General features: G+C 65.9%; 14 protein-coding genes and 8 tRNA genes. 4 read left to right on the forward strand and 18 right to left on the reverse strand.

The window, feature by feature from the left end; translation table 11 throughout:
• Window positions 1–55: 55 nt before the first annotated feature.
• Window positions 56–511 carry a ribonuclease HI gene (gene rnhA / locus FKV23_RS10970; protein ID WP_141623879.1) on the reverse strand — a complete coding sequence of 152 codons (456 nt, stop codon included), beginning with the start codon at window positions 509–511 and terminating at the stop codon, window positions 56–58.
• Window positions 512–518: 7 nt separating this feature from the next.
• Window positions 519–1,214, reverse strand: a complete 696-nt coding sequence (locus tag FKV23_RS10975) for a class I SAM-dependent methyltransferase (RefSeq protein ID WP_141623880.1) — start codon at window positions 1,212–1,214, stop codon at window positions 519–521.
• A 188-nt stretch (window positions 1,215–1,402) separates the two neighbouring features.
• Between FKV23_RS10975 and gloB the strand changes: the two genes are divergently transcribed.
• From gloB to FKV23_RS10990, 3 genes are all read left to right on the forward strand, one after another.
• Window positions 1,403–2,179, forward strand: coding sequence for a hydroxyacylglutathione hydrolase (gene gloB, locus FKV23_RS10980; protein WP_141623881.1), 777 nt, complete (start codon window positions 1,403–1,405; stop codon window positions 2,177–2,179).
• The gene (locus FKV23_RS10985; protein ID WP_141623882.1) at window positions 2,176–3,393 is read left to right on the forward strand and encodes a lytic transglycosylase domain-containing protein; all 1,218 of its coding nucleotides are present in this window, start codon (window positions 2,176–2,178) and stop codon (window positions 3,391–3,393) included. Before gloB ends, FKV23_RS10985 begins: the two co-directional genes overlap by 4 nt.
• 70 nt (window positions 3,394–3,463) lie before the next feature.
• Window positions 3,464–4,270: an enoyl-ACP reductase FabI gene (locus FKV23_RS10990; protein WP_141623883.1), complete on the forward strand. Its 807-nt coding sequence runs from the start codon at window positions 3,464–3,466 to the stop codon at window positions 4,268–4,270.
• A 521-nt stretch (window positions 4,271–4,791) separates the two neighbouring features.
• Here FKV23_RS10990 and FKV23_RS10995 read toward each other — a convergent pair.
• From FKV23_RS10995 to FKV23_RS11060, 14 genes are all read right to left on the reverse strand, one after another.
• The gene (locus FKV23_RS10995; RefSeq protein WP_141623884.1) at window positions 4,792–6,783 is read right to left on the reverse strand and encodes a peptidyl-prolyl cis-trans isomerase; all 1,992 of its coding nucleotides are present in this window, start codon (window positions 6,781–6,783) and stop codon (window positions 4,792–4,794) included.
• A 185-nt stretch (window positions 6,784–6,968) separates the two neighbouring features.
• Window positions 6,969–7,045: transfer RNA gene (locus FKV23_RS11000), tRNA-Asp, on the reverse strand.
• Window positions 7,046–7,146: 101 nt separating this feature from the next.
• Window positions 7,147–7,223 (reverse strand) — tRNA-Asp (locus FKV23_RS11005).
• Window positions 7,224–7,291: 68 nt separating this feature from the next.
• A tRNA-Val gene (locus FKV23_RS11010) sits at window positions 7,292–7,366 on the reverse strand.
• 57 nt (window positions 7,367–7,423) lie between these two features.
• Entirely contained in the window at window positions 7,424–7,696 is a 273-nt protein-coding gene (locus FKV23_RS11015) for an HU family DNA-binding protein (RefSeq protein WP_141623885.1), read from the reverse strand.
• 272 nt (window positions 7,697–7,968) lie between these two features.
• On the reverse strand, window positions 7,969–10,422 hold the full coding sequence (gene lon / locus FKV23_RS11020) for an endopeptidase La (protein WP_141623886.1): 2,454 nt from the start codon (window positions 10,420–10,422) through the stop codon (window positions 7,969–7,971).
• Window positions 10,423–10,732: 310 nt separating this feature from the next.
• A complete protein-coding gene (gene clpX, locus FKV23_RS11025) occupies window positions 10,733–12,022 on the reverse strand; it encodes an ATP-dependent Clp protease ATP-binding subunit ClpX (RefSeq protein WP_141623887.1) in 1,290 nt (429 codons plus the stop codon).
• Between the two features lie 165 nt (window positions 12,023–12,187).
• On the reverse strand, window positions 12,188–12,814 hold the full coding sequence (gene clpP / locus FKV23_RS11030) for an ATP-dependent Clp endopeptidase proteolytic subunit ClpP (RefSeq protein ID WP_141623888.1): 627 nt from the start codon (window positions 12,812–12,814) through the stop codon (window positions 12,188–12,190).
• 178 nt (window positions 12,815–12,992) lie between these two features.
• A complete protein-coding gene (gene tig / locus FKV23_RS11035) occupies window positions 12,993–14,291 on the reverse strand; it encodes a trigger factor (RefSeq protein ID WP_141623889.1) in 1,299 nt (432 codons plus the stop codon).
• A 185-nt stretch (window positions 14,292–14,476) separates the two neighbouring features.
• Window positions 14,477–14,561, reverse strand: a tRNA-Leu gene (locus FKV23_RS11040).
• A gap of 78 nt (window positions 14,562–14,639) precedes the next feature.
• Window positions 14,640–14,715, reverse strand: a tRNA-Lys gene (locus FKV23_RS11045).
• Between the two features lie 62 nt (window positions 14,716–14,777).
• Window positions 14,778–14,854, reverse strand: a tRNA-His gene (locus FKV23_RS11050).
• A gap of 96 nt (window positions 14,855–14,950) precedes the next feature.
• Window positions 14,951–15,027, reverse strand: a tRNA-Arg gene (locus FKV23_RS11055).
• Window positions 15,028–15,061: 34 nt separating this feature from the next.
• A tRNA-Pro gene (locus FKV23_RS11060) sits at window positions 15,062–15,138 on the reverse strand.
• A gap of 213 nt (window positions 15,139–15,351) precedes the next feature.
• Here FKV23_RS11060 and FKV23_RS11065 point away from each other — a divergent pair.
• Window positions 15,352–16,110 (forward strand): Bax inhibitor-1/YccA family protein, encoded by a 759-nt coding sequence (locus FKV23_RS11065; protein WP_141623890.1) that lies wholly within the window; start codon window positions 15,352–15,354, stop codon window positions 16,108–16,110.
• Window positions 16,111–16,831: 721 nt separating this feature from the next.
• Here FKV23_RS11065 and FKV23_RS11070 read toward each other — a convergent pair.
• Window positions 16,832–18,070 carry a Na+/H+ antiporter NhaC family protein gene (locus tag FKV23_RS11070; protein WP_141623891.1) on the reverse strand — a complete coding sequence of 413 codons (1,239 nt, stop codon included), beginning with the start codon at window positions 18,068–18,070 and terminating at the stop codon, window positions 16,832–16,834.
• Between the two features lie 773 nt (window positions 18,071–18,843).
• On the reverse strand, window positions 18,844–19,851 hold the full coding sequence (locus FKV23_RS11075; RefSeq protein ID WP_141623892.1) for an isocitrate dehydrogenase: 1,008 nt from the start codon (window positions 19,849–19,851) through the stop codon (window positions 18,844–18,846).
• Window positions 19,852–19,906 lie beyond the last annotated feature (55 nt).

Here is a 19,906-nt window from a genome sequence, read left to right on the forward strand (position 1 = left end):
GCGGTGGATACCCCGGGTGGGCTGCGCTTACCCGGGCTACAGACAGGATACGCGGTCAGCCTGCCCTGAACTTCAGCGCCTGCGTCCGCGCCAGCACGTCGACACGCTCGTTGTCCGGGTCGCCGGAATGACCCTTGACCCAGTGCCACTCAACCCGGTGCCGCTGCGCAGCGGCATGCAGGCGTTCCCACAGTTCACGGTTCTTGACCGGGTCGCCTCCAGCGGTCTTCCAGCCACGACGAACCCAGTTGGCCATCCACAGGGTGATGCCCTGGCGGACGTACTGCGAGTCGGTGGTCAGGTCCACCTGGCAAGGCTCGGTCAGCGACTCCAGCCCCATGATCGCGGCCATCAGCTCCATGCGGTTGTTGGTGGTGGCGGCTTCGCCGCCGCTGAGCTCACGTTCACGGCCCTGGTAGCGCAGCAGGGCCGCCCAGCCGCCGGGGCCGGGATTGCCCAGGCAGGCGCCGTCGGTATGGATCTCGACGGACTTGTTCGGATTGGATGTCATTGCAACATTATGGCTTCGGCCCCGGGCCTTGCCGCAAGGCGCCGGCATGTGTTCGCGCCGATCCCAGTCCTGTCTGCAACCGCAACCTTCGCACCGGGTCAGGCGGAATGCCGGCGTGGACGCGTTTACTGACGGTCAGGGCGATGCCGGCGCGCAGGCGGTCGGCAGCACCGATGCCGGCACCGTCATCGTCCAGCCTCCAGCGTGGCCCCAGCCACTGCAGGCTGACCGCACCCGCCGGGAAACCTGCCCGCGCCAATGCGGACTGCCAATAGCCGGGACCATGCGCGCTCAGGCCTGCACGCCACCAGCGGGCCCGGTACGGACTCCACGGGTTCAATCCGGCCAGCCACAGCACCCCGCCCGGCGCGAGGATCCTCATGCATTCGCCAAGCAAAGCCCCGGTGTCTTCGCGCCCGTCGAAGGCATGTTGCAGCAACACCGCACCGAAGGTCTCGCTGACCAGCGGCCACGGCAGGACACAATGCAGATCACCACCGAAACCACGGCGGGTGCGGGCCAGATGCACGCCGCGCCGGCTCTCGCTGCCAGGATATTCGGCGCCGTCGCCCCCCACCCACAACCATGGCAGTGCCGGAACCCCGACCAGCACCCGCTCCATCGCCCGCGTTTCGGCAGCCAGCAGGGCCTCCGCCGCCGGGCCGGCGAACCAGCCGGGACCGGACTGTTCAGGTTGACGCATGGGGTGCAGGGCGGGCATGGTCGCGGAGGCGTGGTCCGGCCCGGGCGGACTTGGTCCGGCCGGCGGGTCTGCAGTCAGGCGGCTGACATTCAGCCAGAACCGATTCTGCCAGACTTGGCCTGCCAGACCTGGCCCGTCAGACCTGCCGTGCCAGAAACGATCCGCGCGATCCGACCGGGAGCGTCACCATGCGATTACGGGCCCTGCCCTCGCGCCAGGACAACTACATCTGGACCCTGTCCGACGCGGACGGCAATGCCATCGTCGTCGACCCGGGTGAGTCGGCGCCGGTCTTCGCCGCCGCTGCGGAAGGGTTGAAGCCGGCCGCGATCCTGCTGACCCACCACCATTACGACCATATCGACGGCACGGCCGAGCTGCTCGAACGCTGGCCCAAGCTGCCCGTCCACGCGCCCGACGACACCCGCATCCCCTTCCCGACCCGCACCGTCGGCGAGGGCGACCGGCTCGAACCGCTCGGCATCCCGACTTCGGTCATGGAGGTGCCGGGCCACACCCTCAGCCATATCGCCTTTCATCTCACGCTGGACGGAGATCAATGGCTGTTCTGCGGCGACACCTTGTTCAGCCTGGGCTGTGGCCGGCTGTTCGAAGGTACGCCGGATCAGATGCACCGCTCGCTGCAACGCCTGGCCGCCCTGCCCGGCGCCACCCGAGTCTGTTGCGGACACGAATACACACTTTCCAACGCCGCCTTCGCACGGGCGGTGGAACCCGACAATCCGGCGCTGTTGCGCCGCATCGAGGAGGCCACAACCATGCGCCAGTCCGGACATCCCAGCCTGCCGAGCACGCTGGACAGCGAGCGCGCCTGCAACCCGTTCCTTCGCTGCGACCAGCCCGGCGTGATCGACGCCGTTGCAGACCGGTTGGGACGCCCACTGCGCGACGCGGTGGAGACCTTCGCCGAATTGCGGCGCTGGAAAGACGGATTCGCCGCATGAGCGGCAGCAAACGGGGCCGGTCCGCGATAACCGGCCTGGCTGCGGCACTGGCGACGATGCTGGCCGCGACCGCCATCGCCGGGACCGGCGACACCAGCAGCGAGCCCGCGATCGAGGCGGCCGTCATTGGCCCCGACGACGCGGTCGCGCCCGCCTCCCCGCCAGCCGGCACCCGCGACGGCCGCGAAATCTTCGAAAGCTTCCGCGACGGTCTCGACACCTCCGATTGCGAAACCGGCACCAGCGCCCGCTGGACCCGCCACTTCGCCCACGCTCCGGATCAACTGGCCGCAGCAGACGATGGCCTGCTGCCGCTGTTCGGCTACGTGGTCGACGCCCTGCGCGAATCGCACCTGCCCACCGAGTACGCGCTGATTCCCTTCATCGAGAGTGGCTACAAGCCCGGAGCGCGCAGTCCGGCCGGCCCGGTCGGCATGTGGCAGATGGTCCAGGTCACCGCCCGCAACCACAAGGTGCCGATCAGCGCCCAGTACGACGGCCGCCTGTCGCCTGTCGATTCGACCCGCGCCGCGGTGCGTTACCTCAAGACCCTGCACGGCATGTTCGCCGGTGACTGGCGACTGGCGGTGATGGCCTACAACGCCGGCGAATACCGGGTGTTCGGCGCGCTGCGCAAGGCCGGCCTCGCCGCGCGCGACGCCCAGCCCGAGCAACTGCCCGGCATGCCGGCGATCACCCAGGCCTACGTGCGCAAGATCCACGCACTGTCCTGCCTGATGCTCGACGCCGCCGACGACGAAGCCTGGCTGCAGGCACTGGAGCGCCCGGTGCCGCAGCTCGAAGCCGTGCCGGTACCCGCCGGCGTGGGCAGCATCGACGAGTTCGCGCGGCGCTCGGGACAGAGCCCGGCCCGCCTGAAGCGGCTCAACCCGGCCCATGCCGGCGGCCATATCCGGCAGGGCAGCGGGCAGGCCTTCCTTCTGGCCACTGCCACGAGTGCCGACATGCTCGCCGCCGCCGATGACCGCACGCCCACCACCACCGTGGCCGACGCCTCGGTCCAGATGGCCGCGGCCGCCGCGCAACGGCCACAGCGTCACACCGTCGCCCGTGGCGAGAATCCGTGGCTGATCGCCCGCCGCTATGGCCTGCGCGTGCCCGAACTGCTCAGGCTCAACGGCCTGACCACCCGCAGCGTGCTTCGACCGGGACAACAACTGATGATCGATCCGCTACCGTCGGGTGCCGAATGACGGCGCGGCCGCTAGACTTGGCGCTTTGCTGACCGCACCTGCGGTCCAACCCGCCACCGAGGGAGTATCCATGGGTTTCCTGCAAGGCAAGCGCGCCCTGATCACCGGCATCGCCAGCGAGCGTTCGATCGCCAGCGGTATCGCCGAGGCCATGCACCGCGAAGGTGCCGAATTGGCCTTCACCTACCAGAACGACAAGCTCAGGACCCGGGTCGAGAAGGCCGCCGCCGAATATCGCCAGCAAGGGCAAGGCAGCGACATCGTGCTGCCGCTGGACGTCACCGACGACGCGCAGATCGAAGCGTGCTTCGATGAGCTGGGCAAGCGCTGGGACGGCCTGGACATCGTCGTCCACGCGATGGCCTTCGCCCCGCGCGAAGCGATCGCCGGCCAGTACCTCGACGGCCTGACCCGCGAGAACTTCGCCCTCGCCCACGACATCTCCGCCTACTCGCTGTCGGCGTTGGCCAAGGCCGCACGCCCGCTGATGCAGGGCCGCAATGGCGCGATACTGACCCTTAGCTACCTCGGTGCCGAACGCGCGCTGGCCGGCTACAACCTGATGGGCGTGGCCAAGGCCAGCCTGGAGGCCAGCGTGCGCTATCTGGCCTACAACCTCGGCCCCGAAGGTACCCGCGTCAACGCGATCTCGGCCGGCCCGATCAGGACCCTGGCCGCGTCCGGTATCGCCGGCTTCCGCAAGATCCTCGGCCATGTCGAGGAGAACGCGCCGCTGCGTCGCACCGTCACCATCGAAAACGTCGGCAACGTCGCCGCCTTCCTGTGCTCGGATCTGGCTTCGGGTATCACCGGCGAGATCACCTACGTCGATTCGGGCTACAACATCCTCGGCATGACCGGGATCGAAAGCGAATAAGACCGCGTTCCGCAGGCAATGAAGAACCCCGGCAATTGCCGGGGTTTTTTATGGCTCTTCACCCAATCGAGAGGAAAGCGCCAAGTCTGTTGGATGACATGGACGCCGGGGGCAAAGGCCCTTGGATGCGAATGTCCCCCGGCACCGGCCAGGGCCGGCGCCTCCTCCTTGATTTCGCACCCAAGGGCCTTTGCCCCCGGAGTTCCCACATGGCCGGTGATTCCAGACACGGAATCCCGGGGAGGACGGCTTCGCGTTCCAGCTTGACCGCGCGATCCGACGTGGCCTGCCGGCCTTGACGGCGAAATCAAGGAGGAGGCCGCCGCCATGGGCGGCGGCCGGGGGACATTCGCCGTCAAGGCCGGCAGGTCGCGTCGGGACAGCCAGACAGCGGCGAAAACCGGCATCGAACGCAAGCGGCAGCGCCTTCGCTGAAGGCAAGCTCTCCGTCACTTGGGAGAAGAGCCATTAAAAAACCCGGCAATCGCCGGGTTTTTTCATTGCCATCCTTCAATGCAGGCCTACAGGTTCTCTTCGAACACCGTCACCTGCATCGACTTGCGTAGTGCGGCCGTGTAGGCTTGGACGTCCTCGAAGCCGGCCACCTGCCGCAACTGCTCTTCCAGCGTCGTGCGCTCGAACTCGCTGATCGTGTCGATGTCGCCCGGCTCCACCGCGTCGATGGTGAACAGCACCACGTTGCCGCCGGGCAGTTCGGCCATGCCCGGGGTCGGCTTGTCGTCCTTCGGGGGCGCAGCCGCGAACATCGCCTGGTTGACCGCGATATCAGGCAGCGGCATGCCGCGCATCACGCCCGGCATGGGCTGCGGTGCCGGCAGACCTTCGGCCTCCGCAATCGCTTCCAGGGTCTCGCCCTTGCCGAGCCGGGCCAGCAGCGCCTCGGCGCGCGCCTTGGCCGCCTTCTGCGTGCGGTCGGCCTGGATCGCGGCAACGACGTCGTCACGCACTTCGTCCAATGGCCGCGCACGCTCGGGTTCATGCTTGGCAACCCGGAGCAGCACATGATGCCCGGGGCCGATCTCGATCGGATCGCTGATGGTGCCGTCCTGGATGCGGACCTCGTCGAAGGCGACACGCTTGACCGCAGCATGGGCCATGATGCCGGAGTTGCTGGCACGGGTAACCGGACCCAGCGTCTGCACCTCCAGCCCGGTCGTGGTCGCCACGCCGCCTAGATTGTTCGGATTCTTGTAGACCTGATCCACAGCGCGGGTCATCAGTTCGTTGACGGCCCGCTCACGATCGAGTTCGGCCTGTTCCCGCACCAGTGCGTCGCGCACCTGCTCGAACGACTCGACATCATCGGCCTTGATCTCGCGCAACTGGATCACGTGCCAGCCGAAGTCGGTCCTGACCGGGTCGCTCACGCCCGCCGCGTCGCCATTCAATGTCATCGCGAACAACGCCTGCTCGAACGGGCCGACCATCATGCCGCGGCTGACCCAGCCCAGGTCTCCGCCAGCATCGCTGGAGCCGATATCATCACTGCTTTCGCGCGCCAACGCAGCGAAGTCCGCGCCCTCGGCTCGCGCCTGGACCGCCAGTGCGGCGGCCTTCTCCTGCGCGGCCTGCTGCGTGGCCTGGTCGGCATCGGCATCGACCTCGATCAGGATATGCGAGGCCAGGCGTTCTTCCTGGGTCGCAAAGCGGGACTTCTCCGCCTCGTAACGCGCGCGCAGGGCGGCCTCGTCGGCAGCCGGCGGCGCCGGAACATCGCTCGCGTCGACTTCGACGTACTCCAGCGTCACCGTCTCGGGAGCACGGAAATCGGCGATATGCGACTGATACCAGGCCTGCACCTCGGCATCGCCAACCGCCTCAACCTCCTGCTCGGGCAGCGGCAGGAACAGCATGTGCACATCGCGGCGCTCGCCCATCAACCGGACCAGGCGCTGCAGCTCGGAACCGGTAACGAAGTTGCTCCCGGACAGCGCGACCGGCACCAGAGTCTGCTGCAGGTTCTCGCGCACGGTCTGCTGGAATTGCTTGGGCGACTGGGGTGGAAACTGCGATGCCAGCGCGAGCTGATAGCGCTCGGTATTGAATTCGCCATCGACGTGGAACGCCGGGATCTCACGGATGGTCTTGCGGACCATTTCGTCGCCGACCACCACGCCGGCACCGCTTGCCGCCAATTGCTGCACGCGCTGATCGATCAATGCCTGCAGCACCAGACGCTTGTTGTCCTGGCCCTCGAACACGCGCGGATCGAAAGCATCCCCCTGCTGTTCACGGGTCTGCTGGCGAACCTGATCGAAGCGGGTCCGGAAATCGTCGACAGTGATCTCCTCGCTCTGCCACAACATCGAGGCCGGCCACCATGACGGCGCCGACGACCACCACGACGGTGGTGCCTCGACGCGGGCCACGGTGTTGTTGCCCGGCTGGACCAGGTATTGGTCGATGCCGAACAGGGCCAAAGGCACAATCAGGATGACCAGGACCACGGTACCCAGCAGGCCGGAGGATTTTTCGCGGAGTGTCTGCAGCATGTTCGGGTTACGTCGATGCGGAAGCCGGACAGTTTAGCGCGCCTTTGCCGGTGTTGCTGCAATGGTGGAGATGCCATCTCCTCGACCGAGAAAAGCCGCGACACGAAAGCCATCCCGCCACGAGAGGGGAAAAAGGAGCAAAAAAAAACGGCCGCCCGGGCAACCCGGACGACCGTTGGCAAGAGTGGCGGAGCGGACGGGACTCGAACCCGCGACCTCCGGCGTGACAGGCCAGCATTCTAACCAGCTGAACTACCGCTCCACGTCTTGAAACCTTGCTGTGTGCCCTTGCTGCCGCGATACGGGAAACAAGGGCTTTCACTAAAAATTCAAAGGCGCCGCGAAGGCGCCTTCGGGTGTATCTGGCGGAGCGGACGGGACTCGAACCCGCGACCTCCGGCGTGACAGGCCAGCATTCTAACCAGCTGAACTACCGCTCCGCACCTTGAAACCATTCGTCACACCTTGGCGCATCCGGCTTCGCGAGCCGGGCTTGCGCCGGGATGCCTGGTGGGTGCTGAGGGTTTCGAACCCCCGACCCTCTCCTTGTAAGGGAGACGCTCTACCACTGAGCTAAGCACCCGGTGCGACCTCCGGCGGCGCCAGACCAATGTCTGTACAGCACCGCCGGCCGAGCTCGTTAGTTTACTGCATCCTTCAGTGCTTTGCCAGCCTTGAATGCGGGATTCTTCGAAGCCTTGATCTTGATCGTCTCGCCGGTCTTCGGGTTACGGCCCGTGCGGGCGGCGCGCTTGCGGACCTGGAAGGTACCGAAGCCGACCAGGGTCACGGTGTCGCCCTTCTTGAGCGCCTTGGTAACGACGCTGACGAACGCGTCGACGGCAGAAGCGGCATCGGTCTTGGACAGATCGGCCGCACCAGCAACGGCCTCAATAAGCTCAGCCTTGTTCATTCGTTTTGACTCCCTTTGCGGACTTCGCCGCCTTGTTCTGAAGACCGGAGGACTTCGATCCTGGACCTCACTGCCCGGAACCGACTCCAGCCGATATGACCACGCATCGCAGCGTACTTGCTTCAAGCAGGCCCGCGATAGGCGAGGTTGTGATCGTTATACCAGCGCCCCCGCAACCCAGCAAGGCTGAAACCCTGCTGTGACGCGGGTTTCAGCCAGTTTCGCCGGGTTGGCGACGATTCTGGAAAGTGGCCCCTCCCTGCACTTGACTTCTAGTGCTTGATACTTGCATGCGGCGCGTCATCATCCTGTCCACGCGCCGGCAGCTCGCCAGGACCCGATACCGGCACCGGTGAAACCGGGCGCTCGAGCGCGATTTCCAGCACTTCGTCGATCCACTTCACCGGCTTGATGTCGATGCCCTGGGTCACGCTCCTGGGCAGGTCGACGAGGTCCTTGCGGTTCTCGTCGGGAATGATCACGGTGGTAATGCCGCCGCGCAACGCCGCCAGCAACTTCTCCTTGAGTCCGCCAATCGGCAGCACACGACCACGCAGGGTGATCTCGCCGGTCATCGCCACGTCGGCACGCACCGGGTTACGGGTCAGCATCGACACCAGCGAGGTCGCCATCGCGATGCCGGCGCTCGGTCCGTCCTTCGGGGTCGCGCCTTCGGGCACGTGCACGTGGACGTCGTGCTTTTGCAGGAAGTCGAGGTCGATGCCAAGGCTTTCGGTACGCGCGCGCACCACCGACAGTGCCGCCGAGGCCGATTCCTTCATCACGTCGCCGAGGTGTCCGGTCAGCAGCAGCTGGCCCTTGCCCGGCACCAGGGTCGATTCGATCTGAAGCAGCTCGCCGCCAACCTCGGTCCAGGCCAGGCCGGTGACCAGGCCGATCTCGTTCTGCTCCTCGGCGCGGCCGAAGTCGTAGCGGCGCACACCGAGATACTTGTCGAGGTTCTTCGAGGCGACATTGATGGCCCCCTTCTTTGCCGCACCCTTCTTCGGCGCAGGCCCAGCCAATGCGATCTCCTTGACTACCTTCCGGCAGATCTTGGCGATCTCCCGCTCCAGGCCGCGCACGCCCGATTCACGGGTGTAATAGCGCACGATGTCGCGCACCGCCGCTTCCGCCACCTTCAGCTCGCCTTCGCGCAGGCCGTTGGCCTTGATCTGCTTCGGGACCAGGTAGCGCATCGCGATGTTGAGCTTCTCCTCCTCGGTGTAGCCCGGGATGCGGATGACCTCCATGCGATCGAGCAGCGGACCGGGGATGTTGAGCGAGTTGGAGGTGGCGATGAACATCACCTCGGACAGGTCCAGGTCGACCTCGAGGTAATGGTCGTTGAAGGAATTGTTCTGCTCGGGGTCGAGCACTTCGAGCAATGCCGATGACGGGTCGCCGCGGAAATCCATCGACATCTTGTCGATCTCGTCGAGCATGAACAGCGGGTTCTTCGTGCCGGCCTTGTTGAGGTTCTGCACGATCCGGCCCGGCATCGAGCCGACGTAGGTGCGGCGATGGCCGCGGATCTCGGCCTCGTCGCGCACGCCGCCGAGCGACATCCGCACGAACTTGCGATGCGTCGCCCGGGCGATGGACTGGCCAAGCGAGGTCTTGCCCACGCCCGGCGGGCCGACCAGGCACAGGATCGGGCCCTTCATCTGTTTCACCCGGGTCTGCACGGCGAGGTATTCGAGGATGCGCTCCTTGACCTTTTCCAGCCCGAAGTGATCGGCGTCGAGCACGTCCTGCGCGGCCTTGAGGTCCTTGCGCACCTTGCTGCGCTTCTTCCACGGCACGCCGAGCAGCCAGTCGAGGTAGTTGCGCACCACCGCCGCCTCGGCCGACATCGGCGACATCTGCTTGAGCTTGTTGAGTTCGGCCTTGGCCTTGGCCTCGACCGGCTTGGGCATGCCGGCCTCGGCGATCCTGCGGGTCAGGTCATCGACGTCGTTGGGCGCGTCGTCGATCTCGCCGAGCTCCTTCTGGATCGCCTTCATCTGCTCGTTGAGGTAGTACTCGCGCTGGCTCTTCTCCATCTGCGACTTGACCCGGCCGCGGATGCGCTTCTCCAGCTGTTGCACGTCGATCTCGCCGTCAACCAGGCCAACCAGCTGTTCCAGCCGCTCGCCGATGCCGTGGGTTTCCAGCAGTTTCTGCTTGTCGCTCAGGCGCACGCCCAGATGCGCGGCGATGGTGTCGGCCAGACGGCCAGGCTCATCGATACCCGACAGGGTCTGGATCAGCTCGGGTGGCAACTTGCGGTTGGTCTTCACATACTGCTCGAACAGACCCATCAGTGAGCGGCTGATGGCCTCCAGTTCGCGCTCCTCGCGGTCGAACACCGGCTCGACCACCTCGGCTTGGCCCGTCAACAGGCCTTCGTGCTCGGCCAATGTACTGACGCCAACCCGCGCCACCCCCTCGACCAGCACCTTGATGGTGCCATCGGGCAATTTCAGCAGTTGCAGGATCTGCGCCAGGGTGCCGGTGGCGTAAAGGTCATCGGCACCCGGATCATCGGTCTCGGCCGACTTCTGTGCGACCAGCAGGATGCGCTTGTCGGCTTCCATCGCCACGTCGAGCGCGCGGATCGATTTGTCGCGGCCGACGAACAGCGGGATGACCATATGCGGGAACACGACGACGTCGCGCAGCGGCAGCACCGGCAGTTCGATCGGTTCGCGTTCGGTGTACTCGCGGTCAGGGGAATCGGTCATGGGGGGGTCTCCAAACGGATGCGGTCGCCGCAGGCGGCAATGTGCGGTGGCCATGGGCCTGCGGCCCTTCGCAACGGTTATGGGGGTCTGCGCGGACAGATGCAAGCGCGCATTTCACGCACCAGAAGGCACGGGCAGGAAATGCCTGTGAAATCAGTTCCTTCGACGACATTCATGGGCTACGGTCCGGGATCCAGCCCGGCTCCAGGAGCGGCGCCTGTGCGGGGAGCGCGAAGCCCCCGGGCTTGGGGAAGAGCCAGAAAAAACGCCGCCTGTTTCGAGGCGGCGTTGTGGGCAGCAGCGTGGCCGGTCAGTCGGCGGATGCGACCTTCTGCGTGGCCGGCGGGGTCTGGTAGATCAGGTACGGCTCCGACTTGTGGTCGATCACCGATTCGTCCACCACCACCTTGCTCACGTTCTCCTGCGACGGCAGGTCGTACATCGTGTCCAGCAGCACCGACTCCACGATGGTGCGCAGGCCGCGCGCACCGGTCTTGCGCTTGAGCGCCTTGCGCGCGATCGCGGTCAGCGCGTCGGGGCGGAACTCCAGCTCCACGCCTTCCATCTCGAAGAGCTTGCGGAACTGCTTGGTGATCGCGTTCTTCGGCTCGGTCAGGATCTGCACCAGCGCTGCCTCGTCCAGCTCCTCCAGGGTCGCGACCACCGGCAAGCGGCCAACGAACTCGGGTATCAGCCCGAACTTGATCAGGTCCTCGGGCTCGACCTCGGCCAGGATCTTGCCGATCTCGATCTTGCGCTCGGAGCTCTTGACCTTGGCGCCGAAGCCAATCCCGCCGGCCTCGGTGCTGCGCTGCTGGATGATCTTGTCCAGACCGGCGAACGCGCCGCCGACGACGAACAGGATGTTGCGAGTGTCGACCTGCAGGAACTCCTGCTGCGGGTGCTTGCGCCCGCCTTGCGGCGGCACGCTTGCGACGGTGCCCTCGATCAGCTTCAGCAGCGCCTGCTGCACGCCCTCGCCCGACACGTCGCGGGTGATCGACGGGTTGTCGCTCTTGCGCGAGATCTTGTCGATCTCGTCGATGTAGACGATGCCCTGCTGCGCCTTGTCGACGTCGTAGTCGCACTTCTGCAGCAGCTTCTGGATGATGTTCTCGACGTCCTCGCCGACATAACCGGCTTCGGTCAGCGTGGTCGCATCGGCCATGGTGAACGGCACGTTGAGCATCCGCGCCAGCGTCTCCGCCAGCAGCGTCTTGCCCGAGCCGGTCGGGCCGACCAGCAGGATGTTGGACTTGGCCAGCTCGACGTCGTCATTGCGCTGGCGGCTCTCGATCCGCTTGTAATGGTTGTAGACCGCGACGGCGAGGGTCTTCTTCGCCCGCTGCTGGCCGATCACGTACTGGTCGAGGACCTCGAGGATCTCCTTCGGCTTGGGCAGATGGCTGCGGGCCGACTGCGCCTTCTCCTCGAGCTCCTCGCGGATGATGTCGTTGCACAGTTCGACGCATTCATCGCAGATGAAAACGCTGGGGCCCGCGATCAGTTTGCGGACCTCATGCTGGCTCTTCCCGCAGAACGAGCAATACAGGATCTTGCTGCTGTCGGTAGGGGGTCGGCCCTGTCGGTCGTCGCTCATGCTCTTGCCTGACTCATATTGCGTGTGCCTTGAACCGCCTCCGGCCAGCCGGGGCCGCGGATACGATCCGAGAATAGCACAGCGATCCGGCCCGTCAGCCGGGCCGGATCGCTGGGTTAAAAGGGTTGAAAATCAAAAACTTGCGGATCCGATTCGCGCGCCCGGTCAGGCCGCCTGGATCGAATCGTCCGGGCGCCGCTCCAGCACCTGGTCGACCAGGCCGTACTCGCGGGCCGCCTCGGCACCCTTGAAGTTGTCGCGTTCGGTGTCGTGGGCGATGGTTTCCAGCGGCTGTCCGGTGTGCTTGGACAGGATCTCGTTCAGGCGCTGGCGCATGCCGAGGATCTCGCGTGCGTGGATGTCGATGTCGGTCGCCTGGCCCTGGAAGCCGCCCAACGGCTGGTGGATCATCACCCGCGAGTTGGGCAGCGCATAGCGCTTGCCCTTGGCGCCCGCGGCGAGCAGCAGCGCCCCCATCGAGGCGGCCTGGCCGACGCAGATCGTGCTCACGTCGGGCTTGATGTACTGCATGGTGTCGTAGATCGCCATGCCCGCGGTGACGATGCCACCCGGGGAGTTGATGTAGAAGCTGATGTCCTTCTCGGGGTTCTCGGCCTCGAGGAACAGCATCTGGGCGACGATCAGGTTGGCCACATGGTCGTCGACGCCACCGACCAGGAAGATCACCCGCTCCTTCAGCAGACGCGAATAGATGTCATACGCGCGCTCACCGCGGCTGGTCTGCTCGACCACCATCGGCACGAGGTTGAGGGCTTTGATCCTGTTATCCATCAGCATGGGGTCCATCAGCAGGGGCACCTGTGGGGATTGTGGTGGGGATGTCCCCAAGTTGGGGCCAATTGCATCGCGGCGCAAGTGTCAGCTTCTGCTGCGGCAGGGCGGCGACGGCCGGCGCGGCGCGATACCGACCGGCCATCGGGCTGCCGGCACCGGCCGGCATCCGCTTCCACTACTGGCGAATGGCCTCGCTGAACGCCAGCGACTGCTCGGTGTGCTGGGCGCGCTCGGCGATCCAGTCGATCACCTGCTCCTCCATCACCCGCGCCTGCAGGCTGTTCATCAGCTCCGCATCGTTGCGGTACAGGTCGATCACCTGCTGCGGCTCCTCGTAGGTCGAGGCGATCAGGCGCAGGGTCTCGTTGAGCCGGGCCGGGTCGAGCTTGAGCTCGTTGCGGCGCGCGATCTCGCCGACCAGCAGGCCGACCAGCACGCGCTTGCGGGCGGCATCCATGAAACCGAGGTGGGCGTCGGCCGGGATCTCGCCAATCTGGCGGCCCTGCCGGCGCGCCTGCTCGGCGGCCTGAGCGGCCATGTTGCGAGCCTCGTTCTCGACCAGCCGCGGCGGCATTTCGACCTCGGCGTAGGACGCGATCAGCTGCTCGCCGACCTCACGGCGCAGGCGGGTCATCAACGCACCCTTGAGCTCGCGCTCCAGGTTGGCGCGGATGTCGGACCGGAACTGATCCAGGTCGCCGCTCTTGACGCCGAAGCTCTTGATGAAGGCCGTGTCGACCTCCGGCAGCACCGGCTCGGACACCTTGGTCGCCTTCAGGTGCACGGTGACCTTGCGGCCGGCGAACTGCGGCAAGCGCCACTCGGCCGGGAACTCGATCTCGGCGATCTTCTCCTCACCGGCCTTCAGGCCGACCAGGGCGGACTCGATCGCCGGGAACATCGCGCCGGAACCGACCACGGTGGCGCCGCGCTCGACGCCTTCGGCCGGCACGCGGTCGTCGCCGGCCTGCGACCAGGTCTCGAGCTCGACCGCATCGCCCTCGGCGGCGGCGCGCTCGACCACGTTCCAGGTCCGGCGCTGCAGGCGCAGGTTCTCGATCATCGCGTCGATGTCGCTGTCGGCGACCTCGGCGGTGTGGCGGATCACGTTGAGCTTGGCCACGTCGATCTCGCCGAACTCGGGCACGACCTCGAAAGTGGCCACGTACGACAGCTCGTCACTGCCTTCGACCGGCTGGATGCTCGGGTTGCCGGCGATCTGCAGCGACTGCTCGCGCACCGCATTGCGGAAGCCCTCGCGCAGCAGGCCATCGAGGACCTCCGCACGCACCTGCTGACCGAAGCGCTGCTCGATCACCTTGGCAGGCACCTTGCCCGGGCGGAAGCCCTTGATCTTGGCGCCACGCGCGATTTCGCGCAGACGACCACCCACCTGGGTCTCCAGCCGGTCAACCGGCAGGCTGAAGGTCATGCGGCGCTCGAGGTTACCGACGGATTCAACCGAAACTTGCATATCCACTCCTGCTACCGGGGCAGGCCGCCGCGGCACGATGTTGTCTGTGTCTGTCAGGTACCGCGACCCGCGCTGGCGCCGACGGCTGAACGGAGTATTTTCGCCCATTGGACGCCCGGTTGCCAGCGTCCCGTCTCAGCCATCGGGGAACCGGCACTGGTCCGGGCGCCGGCACGCCGCCGGACTGGTGCGAAAGGGGGGACTCGAACCCCCACGCCTTGCGGCACTGGAACCTAAATCCAGGGCGTCTACCAATTCCGCCACTTTCGCGATCCGACAACCGGCGGCGGCACTTTACCGCCACGCAAAGAGAAAAGGCACCCGGCCGGAACCGGGTGCCTTTCGATTTGGTGGGCCGTCAAGGATTCGAACCTTGGACCTATTGATTAAGAGTCAACTGCTCTACCAACTGAGCTAACGGCCCAAATCCGGGAGCGGGATCATAGCAGACGAATCCGCTGTGGCAAATACCCGCACCGCGAAGAATGGGGTGGATGAGGGGATTCGAACCCCCGACCACTGGAATCACAATCCAGTACTCTAACCAACTGAGCTACATCCACCACTGAAATCTACGTGGAGAGTATGGAGGAGCGAGTGGAGAGATAAAGGCCTGCCTTTCACTCTCTTCCCACTTCCCTTCCCTCTCCCCTGCCTTCTGGCGCGCCCGGCAGGACTCGAACCTGCAACCACCGGCTTAGAAGGCCGGTGCTCTATCCGGTTGAGCTACGAGCGCTTGGGTTCGCATCTTAACCGGCATTGCATGCGGCTGGTCGGGGCAGAGGGATTCGAACCCCCGACCCTCTGCTCCCAAAGCAGATGCGCTACCAGACTGCGCTATGCCCCGAGGCCGGGCCTTTCGTTGTGAACAAACACCTCGAAAGGCCGGACATTTTGGGTGCCACGCCGCCCGCTGTCAACGTACCCGCGCACCGATCGCTCGACCGAACCTGACTGGATGCCAACCGGGCCGTGTATGCTCCTGCCCGAAGGGCGCGGCATCGCCCTGCAAATCCCTGCAATCGGGATCGTTCGCGACCATCAAATCCAAGGAGTGCACATGCGCAGCGGTAACCCGGCTTTGTCCGAATCCACCTTCCTCGACCTGGCCAGCGGCACCGTCGTCCGTAATCCAGGCGAGGTGATGACCCTCAACGGAACCGTCAACAAGACCGGCATCCTGCTGCTGTTGTGCGTGATCACCGCAGCGTTCGCCTGGAACCAGGTGCAGTTCACCGAGGCCGGCCCCGTCGGCGCCGGGCCGTACCTGTGGGGTGGCCTGATCGGCGGGCTGGTACTGGCCCTGGTCACGGTGTTCAAGAAGGAATGGGCGCCGGTTACCGCGCCGCTGTACGCGATCGTCGAGGGCTTCTTCCTCGGCGCGATCTCGGCGATGTTCAACCACCTCTACGACGGCATCGTGATGCAGGCGGTGCTGCTGACCTTCGGCACCCTGTTCGCGCTGCTGTTCGCGTACCGTTCGGGGCTGATCCGGGCGACCGAAAACTTCAAGCTCGGCGTGGTCGCGGCCACCGGCGGCATCATGCTGGTCTACCTGGCGAGCATCGTGCTGCGGATGTTCGGCACGGACATCCCGCTGATCCATGAGTCGGGAATCATCGGCATCGGCTTCAGCCTGTTCGTGGTGGTGATCGCGGCGCTGAACCTGGTGCTGGACTTCGATTTCATCGAGAGCGGCGTCGAGCGCGGTGCGCCGAAGCACATGGAGTGGTACGGCGCGTTCGGCCTGCTGGTCACGCTGGTGTGGCTGTACATCGAGTTCCTGCGACTGCTGGCGAAGCTGCAGTCGCGCAATTGACCGTTCGCGGCTTTGCATTGGGAGGGGCGCCTTTGCGGGCGCCTCTTTCTTTTGGTTCTTCTCCCGGTCTAGGGGAAGCGCCAGGTCTGCTGGATGACCAAGGCGCCGGGGGCGAAGGCCCTTGGGTGCGAATGTCCCCCGGCGCCGGCCAGGGCCGGCGCCTCCTCCTTGATTTCGCACCCAAGGGCCTTCGCCCCAGCGTTCCGACATGACTGATGGTCCTGGAAGCGGACTCCCGGGGAGGGCCGGCTTCGCGTTCCAGTCTAGCCGCGCGATCCGACGTGGCCTGCCGGCCTTGCCGGCGAAATCAAGGAGGAGGCCGCCGTCAAGGCCGGCAGGTCGCGTCGGGACAGCCAGACAGCGGCGAGAACCGGTGATCGAACGCAAGCGGCAGCGTCCACGCCTTCGCTGAAGGCGCGCTCCCCTCACTTGGGAGAAAAACCTTTCTTTTTGGTTCTTCTCTTGATTTCCGGGGAAGGCGGCTTCGACAGGAGTCGCCGCCCGGTGGGTTGGGGGTTTGGTGGGGGTGGGTTTCCTGCAGGCGCCAGCAACGTGTCCAGAAGCCGGTGGTCATGGCTTTGCGGGACCTTCCGAAACATGGATGTTTCGGAAGAGCCCCCAGGGATGGGTTCACGGCGTGTCCCGCAAAGCCATGGCCATCGGCTTCCCCCGAACAATCACGTAATCAGAAAAAACGATCCTTTGCGGTGGCTACCGGCAACTACACCGGCCCCACCCGGCGTGCCGGCCACATCATGAAGCCGATCGCGACCGCCGCCAGCAGCCAGCAGTAGTAGACCTTGCCAGCGATCAGCAGCGGAGACAGTCCGGCCAGCGAGCCGGCGAGCAGGATCTGCGCGCCATAGGGCAGTACGCCCTGCATCACGCAGGAGAAGATGTCGAGCAGGCTGGCGCTGCGGCGGCCGCTTATGCCGTGCTGGTCGGCGATGTCCTTGGCCAGGCTGCCGCTGATCAGGATCGCGACGACGTTGTTGGCTGTCAGCACGTCGCTGCCGGCGGCGAGCGCGGCGATGCTGGCCTCGCCGGCACGGCGGCCCTTGTGACCGCGGGCGAAACGGGCGATCGCGCCAGCCAGCCAGTCGAGGCCGCCGCAGGCCTTGATCAACGCAGCCAGGCCGCCGATCAGCAGGGCCAGCAGGGTGATCTCGACCATGCCCTCGAAGCCGGTGTAGATGTCGCTTGCGAAACTGACGGCGTCGTAACCCGCACCGGCAACGGTGCCGAACACGCCGGCCAGCACCAGGCCGATGCCGAGCACCAGCACCACGTTCATGCCGGCCAGCGCGAGTCCCAGCACCGCCAGGTATGGCAGCACCAGCCAGCGACTGACCGGGTCGTCGGGCGGCAGCACCGGTGCGACGTCGCCCAGCACCGCCAGCAGGACCAGGGTGACGATGGCGGCCGGCAGCGCGATCCTGAAGTTCTCGCGGAACTTGTCGTGCATCCGGCAGCCCTGGCTGCGGGTCGCGGCGATGGTGGTGTCGGAGATGATCGACAGGTTGTCGCCGAACATCGCGCCGCCGACGACCGCGCCGAGCACCAGGCCGGCGTCGAGCCCGGCGGCGTCGGAGACGCCCAAAGCGATGGGCACGACCGCCGCGATCGTGCCCATCGAGGTGCCGATGGCAAGGGCGATGAAACCGGCGACCAGGAACAGGCCCGGCAGGATCAGTGCAGCCGGCAGCGCGCCCAGGCCCAGCGCGACCACGGCATCCACCGCGCCGACCGCCTTGGTCACCGTGGCGAAGGCGCCGGCCAGCAGGAACACCAGGCACATGAGCATGACATTGGGGTGCCCCATGCCGGCCAGCACCGTTTCCAGCGGGCGGATGCCGCGTCGCCACGCCAGCCAGGCGCCAAGCGCCAGCGCGGGCAGCACCGCGACCGGTGCGCGCAACTGGTAGAAGCCCATTTCTTCACCCTGCCAGGTGAAGTACATGCCGGCTCCGAAGAACAGCAACAGAAACAGCAGCAGCGGGGTCAGGGCTACCGAGCTGGGACGGACGGGGCGCGCGGGGTGACGCCGCTCTTCTTCATCCTTTCATCCGAATAGAGGAATAAACGGCGCCATTCTGCGGCACGGTCGGGGCGGTGTCGATATCGGGGGCCGGGACGGGGCATTGCCCATTCCGGCCATCGCCGGGAGGCCTGCGGCCATGGTCACAGGCGTCTGGACGGCTCACTGGCACTTCCGGAAAAGCGTCAGTTCACCCCGAACGCGAGTCCGCAATGAAAAGGTTCTTTGCCCAATCGAGGGGAAAGCGCCGGGTCTGTTGGATGACCGGGGCGCCGGGGGCGAAGGCCCTTGGGTGCGAAATCAAGGCGGAGGCGCCGGCCCTGGCCGGTGCCGGGGGACATTCGCATCCAAGGGCCTTCGCCCCCGGCGTTCCAACATGACCGGTGTTTCCAGAAGCACACTCCCAGGGAGGGTCTGCTTCGCGTTCCAGCGTGGCCGCGCGATCCCGACGTGACCTGCCGGCCTTGACGGCGAAATCAAGGAGGAGGCCGTCACCACCGGTGGCGGCCGGGGGACATTCGCCGTCAAGGCCGGCAGGTCGCGTCGGGAAAGCCAGACAGCGGCGAGAACCGGCGATCGAACGCAAACGGCAGCGTCCACGCCTTCGCTGAAGGCGCTCCCCCTCACTTGGGAGAAGAACCAATGAAAAGGGCGCCCGAAGGCGCCCCCTCATATCGCGACCGGCAATGGCCCGGTCAGACCCGGCTGGCGATCGCCTTGGCGAAGGACATGGTGTTGCCGCTGCCGCCGAGGTCCGGGGTCAGCGAGTCCTTGGCCTCCAGCGTGGCGACGATCGCCTCGCGCAGCCTGGTTGCCTTGTCCGGCAGGCCGAGGTGGTCGAGCATCTGCGCGGCGCCGAGCAGCAGCGCGCAGGGATTGGCCTTGCCCTGCCCCGCAATGTCGGGCGCAGTGCCGTGAACGGCCTCGAAGATCGCCGCATCGGAACCGATGTTGGCGCCCGGGGCCAGCCCCAGGCCGCCGACCAGGCCGGCACACAGGTCGGAGATGATGTCGCCGAACAGGTTGGTGGTGACGATCACGTCGAACGACTCGGGATACATCACCAGCCTCATGCAGCAGGCGTCGACGATCATCTCCTCGCACTCGATCTCCGGATACTCCTCGGCGACCTTGCGCGCGGTCTTCAGGAACAAGCCCGACGTCGACTTCAGGATGTTGGCCTTGTGCACCACGGTGACCTTCTTGCGCCCGATCTTGCGGGCCATGTCGAAGGCGTAGCGGACGATGCGCTCGGAGCCGCGACGGGTGACCTTCTGGGTCAGCACCGCGGTCTCGCCATCGGCCGACAATTCCTGGCCTTCACCGATGTAGGCACCCTCGGTGTTCTCGCGCACGGTGATCAGGTCGACGTCGCTGCCGAAGCGAGTCTTGGTGTTCGGGAAGCTCTTGGCTGGACGCACGTTGGCGTACAGGTCGAAGCGCTTGCGCAACTCGACATTGATCGAGCTGAAGCCTTCACCGACCGGGGTGGTCAGCGGGCTCTTCAGGGCCACGCGGTTCTTGCGGATGGAATCCATCGTCGCCTGCGGCAACAGTTCGCCATGCTTCTCCAGCGCGACCAGACCGGCGTCGGCCTCTTCGTACTGCAGGCCGAGTTGCATCGTGTCGAGCACGTGCAGGGTGGCATCCATGATCTCCGGGCCGATGCCATCGCCGCGGATGACCGTAATCGTCTGCGTCATAGGGGGTTTTCCAGCTTTGGGGCGCCGGAGGGGGAAGTGCGGCGCCAGAAGGGTT

It is taken from the genome of Lysobacter alkalisoli (assembly GCF_006547045.1).
Lineage (GTDB): Bacteria > Pseudomonadota > Gammaproteobacteria > Xanthomonadales > Xanthomonadaceae > Marilutibacter > Marilutibacter alkalisoli.

Coding starts and splice junctions, on each gene's coding strand:
- rnhA (WP_141623879.1), bottom strand. CDS start 511: ATGACATCCAATCCGAACAAGTCCGTCGAGATCCATACCGACGGCGCC.
- FKV23_RS10975 (WP_141623880.1), bottom strand. CDS start 1,214: ATGCGTCAACCTGAACAGTCCGGTCCCGGCTGGTTCGCCGGCCCGGCG.
- gloB (WP_141623881.1), top strand. CDS start 1,403: ATGCGATTACGGGCCCTGCCCTCGCGCCAGGACAACTACATCTGGACC.
- FKV23_RS10985 (WP_141623882.1), top strand. CDS start 2,176: ATGAGCGGCAGCAAACGGGGCCGGTCCGCGATAACCGGCCTGGCTGCG.
- FKV23_RS10990 (WP_141623883.1), top strand. CDS start 3,464: ATGGGTTTCCTGCAAGGCAAGCGCGCCCTGATCACCGGCATCGCCAGC.
- FKV23_RS10995 (WP_141623884.1), bottom strand. CDS start 6,783: ATGCTGCAGACACTCCGCGAAAAATCCTCCGGCCTGCTGGGTACCGTG.
- FKV23_RS11015 (WP_141623885.1), bottom strand. CDS start 7,696: ATGAACAAGGCTGAGCTTATTGAGGCCGTTGCTGGTGCGGCCGATCTG.
- lon (WP_141623886.1), bottom strand. CDS start 10,422: ATGACCGATTCCCCTGACCGCGAGTACACCGAACGCGAACCGATCGAA.
- clpX (WP_141623887.1), bottom strand. CDS start 12,022: ATGAGCGACGACCGACAGGGCCGACCCCCTACCGACAGCAGCAAGATC.
- clpP (WP_141623888.1), bottom strand. CDS start 12,814: ATGGATAACAGGATCAAAGCCCTCAACCTCGTGCCGATGGTGGTCGAG.
- tig (WP_141623889.1), bottom strand. CDS start 14,291: ATGCAAGTTTCGGTTGAATCCGTCGGTAACCTCGAGCGCCGCATGACC.
- FKV23_RS11065 (WP_141623890.1), top strand. CDS start 15,352: ATGCGCAGCGGTAACCCGGCTTTGTCCGAATCCACCTTCCTCGACCTG.
- FKV23_RS11070 (WP_141623891.1), bottom strand. CDS start 18,070: ATGTACTTCACCTGGCAGGGTGAAGAAATGGGCTTCTACCAGTTGCGC.
- FKV23_RS11075 (WP_141623892.1), bottom strand. CDS start 19,851: ATGACGCAGACGATTACGGTCATCCGCGGCGATGGCATCGGCCCGGAG.